We start from the raw sequence: 5,617 nt of genomic DNA, 5'->3' as shown, positions 1-5,617 counted from the left end.
ATTGTTTCCCTCACGGCTTTGTGCAGGAGGACAGGAACAGCCAAGCATTGGTCTGAGCCGAATATGAAAAAGGGAGGCATCCTCAGGAATGTTCTCCCAAGGATATCTCCCGTATTCAAGTGTAATGGCGGCGGTGTGCTACTCTCCCACACTCTTCCGGGTGCAGTACCATTGCCGTGCTGGGTCTTAGCTTCCGGGTTCGGAATGGGACCGGGCGTCTCCCCCAGGCCATGACCGCCGCGAATCTTCAATTTCATCCACGCCTTCATGCGAAGGGCATGGGGTCTCCTGGTGGTTCGGGGACCGGATGGTGGACGCGTGTTCCGTTGTCGATCGCCTGTGGCCGTCCGTGTTCATTGCCGCAGGCAGGATGCGCAGTAGGGTTGATGCCGCCACCCCTCCAGGGGGTGGGTGTTGTGTTGTCCTCGACCATTAGTGCCGGTCGGCTCCGCCCCTTGCGGGGTGTCCACGTCCGGTCTATCGACCATGTGTTCTGCATGGGGTCTTCAGAAGCCCGGAGGCTTCATGGAATCCTTATCTTGGAGGGGGCTTCCCGCTTAGATGCTTTCAGCGGTTATCCCATCCGAACGTAGCCAACCGGCCGTGCCGCTGGCGCGACAACCGGCATACCAGAGGTTCGTCCACCCAGGTCCTCTCGTACTATGGGCAGGGCTCCTCAAGATTCCAACGAGCGCAGAGGATAGAGACCAAACTGTCTCACGACGTTCTGAACCCAGCTCGCGTGCCGCTTTAATCGGCGAACGGCCGAACCCTTGGGACCTGCTCCAGCCCCAGGATGCGACGAGCCGACATCGAGGTGCCAAACCATCCCGTCGATATGGACTCTTGGGGATGATCAGCCTGTTATCCCCGGGGTACCTTTTATCCGTTGAGCGATGCCGCGTCCGTACGCCGGCACCGGATCACTATCTCCGACTTTCGTCCCTGCTCGACCCGTCGGTCTCGCAGTCAAGCTCCCTTGTGCGATTGCACTCAACACCCGATTGCCAACCGGGCTGAGGGAACCCTTGGGCGCCTCCGTTACTCTTTGGGAGGCAACCGCCCCAGTTAAACTACCCGCCAGGCACTGTCCCTGGCCGGGATGACCGGCCGAGGTTAGAGGCCAGATGAGGACAGAGCGGTATTTCACATTCCGGCTCCACGGATGCTGGCGCACCCGCTTCGAAGCCTCCCGCCTATGCTACACAGTCCGCACCTAACGCCAATACCAAGGTATAGTAAAGGTCCCGGGGTCTTTTCGTCCTTCTGCGCTTAACGAGCATCTTTACTCGTACTGCAATTTCGCCGAGCTCCTGGTCGAGACAGTGGGGAAGTCGTTACGCCATTCGTGCAGGTCGGAACTTACCCGACAAGGAATTTCGCTACCTTAGGATGGTTATAGTTACCACCGCCGTTTACCGGGGCTTGAATTCACCGCTGCCCCCTCCGAAGAGGGATGACGGATCCTCTTAACCTTCCGGCACCGGGCAGGCGTCAGTGCATATACAGCGACTTACGTCTTCGCATGCACCTGTGTTTTTGGTAAACAGTCGCTACCCCCTGGTCTGTGCCGCCCCAGCCGGCTCCGCGCGCAAGGCGCCTCACCGGCCGGGGCCTCCCTTATACCGAAGGCACGGGAGTGATTTGCCGAGTTCCTTGACCAGGATTCGCTCGATCGCTTTGGTATACTCTACCTGACCACCAGTGTCGGTTTGGGGTACGGGCGGCGCCACTCCTCACGCCGAAGCTTTTCTCGACGGAACGGCACACCGGATTCGGGGCACAAGACCCCCCATCATCACACCTCGCGCTCATGCCGGGCGGATTTGCCTGCCCGACGCGCCGCATGCTTGACCACGGATAACCACCACCGCGGCCCGGCTCCCGTTCCGTGTCACTCCCGCGCTACCCGCCACGCATCCACACGCCGGTCCCATGCCATCGGACGGTCCGAAGACCATCGCCCGACACAGGTAAGGGCATGCTTCCACGTCTTGGATTGGACGGCTTGACGCCGGTAGGAGAATATCGACTCCTTCATCCATTCGACTACGCCTGTCGGCCTCGCCTTAGGACCCGACTCACCCGGGGACGACGAACGTGGCCCCGGAACCCTTGGTCATCCAGCGGACGGGATTCTCACCCGCCTCTCGCTACTCATGTCTGCATTCTCACTTCCACGCGGTCCACGGCCGGCTCACGCCGCCGCTTCGCCCCACGCGGAACGCTCTCCTACCCAGCACAGCGAACTGCGCTGCCGCGTCTTCGGTGGCGTGCTTGAGCCCCGCTACATTATCGGCGCGGAACCACTAGACCAGTGAGCTGTTACGCACTCTTTCAAGGATGGCTGCTTCTGAGCCAACCTCCTGGCTGTCTATGCGACTCCACATCCTTTCCCACTTAGCACGCGCTTGGGGACCTTAGACGACGATCTGGGCTGTCTCCCTCTCGACGACGGAGCTTATCCCCCGCCGACTCACTGCCGCGATACACCTCACACGTATTCGGAGTTTGGCTGCTGTCGGTACCCGATACGGGCCCTCAAGCATCCAGTAGCTCTACCCCATGGAGGCACTCACGCGACGCTGCACCGAAATGCATTTCGGAGAGAACCAGCTATCACGGAATTTGATTGGCCTTTCACCCCTAGCCCCAGGTCATCGGCCCGGTTTTCAACCCAGGTCCGTTCGGTCCTCCACGCGGTCTTACCCGCGCTTCAACCTGCCCAGGGCTAGATCATCCCGCTTCGGGTCCAGGACACGCGACTGGAAACGCCCTTATCGGACTCGCTTTCGCTACGGCTGCCCCACACGGGTTAGCCTCGCCACGCACCACTGACTCGCAGACTCATTTTTCGATAGGCACGCCGTCACCCCGAAGGGCTCCGACGGATTGTAGGCACACGGTTTCAGAAACTCTTTCACTCCCCTCCCGGGGTGCTTTTCACCTTTCCCTCACGGTACTCGTACGCTATCGGTCAGACAGGAATATTCAGGCTTACCCCACGGTCGGGGCCGATTCACACGGGATTCCACGAGTCCCGCGCTACTTGGGAACAAGGACCGGCAGGCGGCGCGCCTTCGGCTACGGGGCCATCACCCTCTACGGCCGGGAATTCAATCCCGTTCGCCTCACACGCCGCTTTATCACTGCCGCCGGGCCCGTCGGAGCCCGGACGCCAAGTCCCACAACACCCATGCCGCAACCCCCGACGGGTCTTCCACGGCACCGGTTTGGCCATCATCCGCTTTCGCTCGCCACTACTCACGGAATATCCTTTCCTGCAGGTACTGAGATGTTTCACTTCCCTGCGTACCCCCCGCACGAATGCGGTGCCGGCCCATCACGGCCGGCGGGTTACCCCATTCGGACACCCTCGGATCAAAGCCCTGTCGGCGGCTCCCCGAGGCCTATCGCGGCCCCACGCGTCCTTCATCGGTCCTGTCTGCCAAGGCATCCACCATGCGCCCTTGCCGACAACACGACCACAGGCCATGCCACGACAACAACAACTGCGAACTGCCAGACGACAAATCATCACACTAAACGATCACAAAACGATCGACCCGAACCCACTCGCATGGGCCCGGACGAAACAATACAGCAGACAACCAGCCCGAAAGCCGGCCATCCGCTCGCGTCCACTATCCAGTTCTCAAACCACCAGCACACCGACAGGACCCGACGCGGGACAAACCCCCACGCAGGAACCCGACGGGCATCAGGAACACCACCCACCAAGGTGGCGGTCCGGGAACCCAACAGCGCATCCATGCCACAGCCTCAAGACCGTTCCACGCCAGCACGCCCACACCATCCGGCCAACCGGCCGGACCCGCAGGCACGACCCCCACGCATCACACGCAGGGGATTTCCAAAATCTCCGTAGAAAGGAGGTGATCCAGCCGCACCTTCCGGTACGGCTACCTTGTTACGACTTAGTCCCAATCGCGGACCTCACCTTAGACGGCTCCCCCCCAAACAGGTTGGGCCACCGGCTTCGGGTGCTGCCCACTTTCATGACTTGACGGGCGGTGTGTACAAGGCCCGGGAACGCATTCACCGCGGCGTTGCTGATCCGCGATTACTAGCGACTCCGCCTTCACGGAGCCGGGTTGCAGGCTCCGATCCGAACTGAGACCGGTTTTCAGGGATCCGCTCCATGTCACCATGTCGCATCCCGTTGTACCGGCCATTGTAGCATGCGTGAAGCCCTGGACGTAAGGGGCATGATGATCTGACGTCATCCCCACCTTCCTCCGGGTTAACCCCGGCGGTCCCCCGTGAGTTCCCGGCATGACCCGCTGGCAACACGAGGCGAGGGTTGCGCTCGTTGCGGGACTTGACCCAACATCTCACGACACGAGCTGACGACGACCATGCACCACCTGTGAACCGGCCCCGAAGGGAAGCCGCGTCTCCGCGGCCGTCCGGCACATGTCAAGCCCAGGTAAGGTTCTTCGCGTTGCATCGAATTAATCCGCATGCTCCGCCGCTTGTGCGGGCCCCCGTCAATTTCTTTGAGTTTTAGCCTTGCGGCCGTACTCCCCAGGCGGGATGCTTAACGCGTTAGCTCCGACACGGAACCCGTGGAACGGGCCCCACATCCAGCATCCACCGTTTACGGCGTGGACTACCAGGGTATCTAATCCTGTTCGCTCCCCACGCTTTCGCTCCTCAGCGTCAGTGACGGCCCAGAGACCTGCCTTCGCCATCGGTGTTCTTCCCGATATCTACACATTCCACCGTTACACCGGGAATTCCAGTCTCCCCTACCGCACTCCAGTCCGCCCGTACCCGGCGCCGATCCACCGTTAAGCGATGGACTTTCACACCAGACGCGACGAACCGCCTACGAGCTCTTTACGCCCAATAAATCCGGATAACGCTTGCACCCTACGTATTACCGCGGCTGCTGGCACGTAGTTAGCCGGTGCTTATTCGAAAGGTACACTCACTCTCGCTTGCTCCCAATCAAAAGCGGTTTACAACCCGAAGGCCGTCATCCCGCACGCGGCGTCGCTGCATCAGGCTTTCGCCCATTGTGCAATATTCCCCACTGCTGCCTCCCGTAGGAGTCTGGGCCGTATCTCAGTCCCAATGTGGCCGGTCGCCCTCTCAGGCCGGCTACCCGTCGAAGCCTTGGCAGGCCATCACCCCGCCAACAAGCTGATAGGACGCGACCCCATCCCATGCCGGTAAACCCTTTCCCACACCATCATGCGACAGTGCGGAGCATCCGGCATTACCACCCGTTTCCAGGAGCTATTCCGAAGCATGGGGCAGGTTGGTCACGCATTACTCACCCGTTCGCCACTCTCACCAGGCAGCAAGCTGCCCGGATCCCGTTCGACTTGCATGTGTTAAGCACGCCGCCAGCGTTCATCCTGAGCCAGAATCAAACCCTCCACAAAAAACCATGAAGAAGGCCGAAACAGCCCACATCAATAATTGACGGGCCGGCTTCCATAAGGAGGAAACCAACCCACGAAAAACCCCGACACCAATTACACGCTCCCACGAAACCCCAAACAGGGGAAGGCATCGGACTGGCAATCAAAAAGCTATAAGTAGCACAAACACGCTCTTGAGTTCTCAAACCACCACCACACCAACA

The 5,617-nt window shown here is 60.4% G+C and carries 3 rRNA genes; all 3 read right to left on the bottom strand.

Annotation, left to right across the window (positions count from 1 at the left end):
- Positions 1–125: 125 nt before the first annotated feature.
- The 3 genes from rrf to JF70_RS08295 all read right to left on the bottom strand — a co-directional run bounded on the left by rrf (position 126) and on the right by JF70_RS08295 (position 5,414).
- A 5S ribosomal RNA gene (gene rrf, locus JF70_RS08305) occupies positions 126–242 on the bottom strand.
- A gap of 171 nt (positions 243–413) precedes the next feature.
- Positions 414–3,484: ribosomal RNA gene (locus tag JF70_RS08300) — 23S ribosomal RNA — on the bottom strand.
- A gap of 405 nt (positions 3,485–3,889) precedes the next feature.
- Positions 3,890–5,414, bottom strand: a 16S ribosomal RNA gene (locus tag JF70_RS08295).
- Together the 16S, 23S and 5S rRNA genes form the textbook arrangement of a ribosomal RNA operon.
- Positions 5,415–5,617: the final 203 nt, after the last annotated feature.

Origin of the sequence: Bifidobacterium mellis, assembly GCF_000967265.1 — a bacterium.
Lineage (GTDB): Bacteria > Actinomycetota > Actinomycetes > Actinomycetales > Bifidobacteriaceae > Bombiscardovia > Bombiscardovia mellis.
Note: the sequence above shows the minus strand (reverse complement) of the source record. Positions and strands in the feature narration are given on the sequence as shown.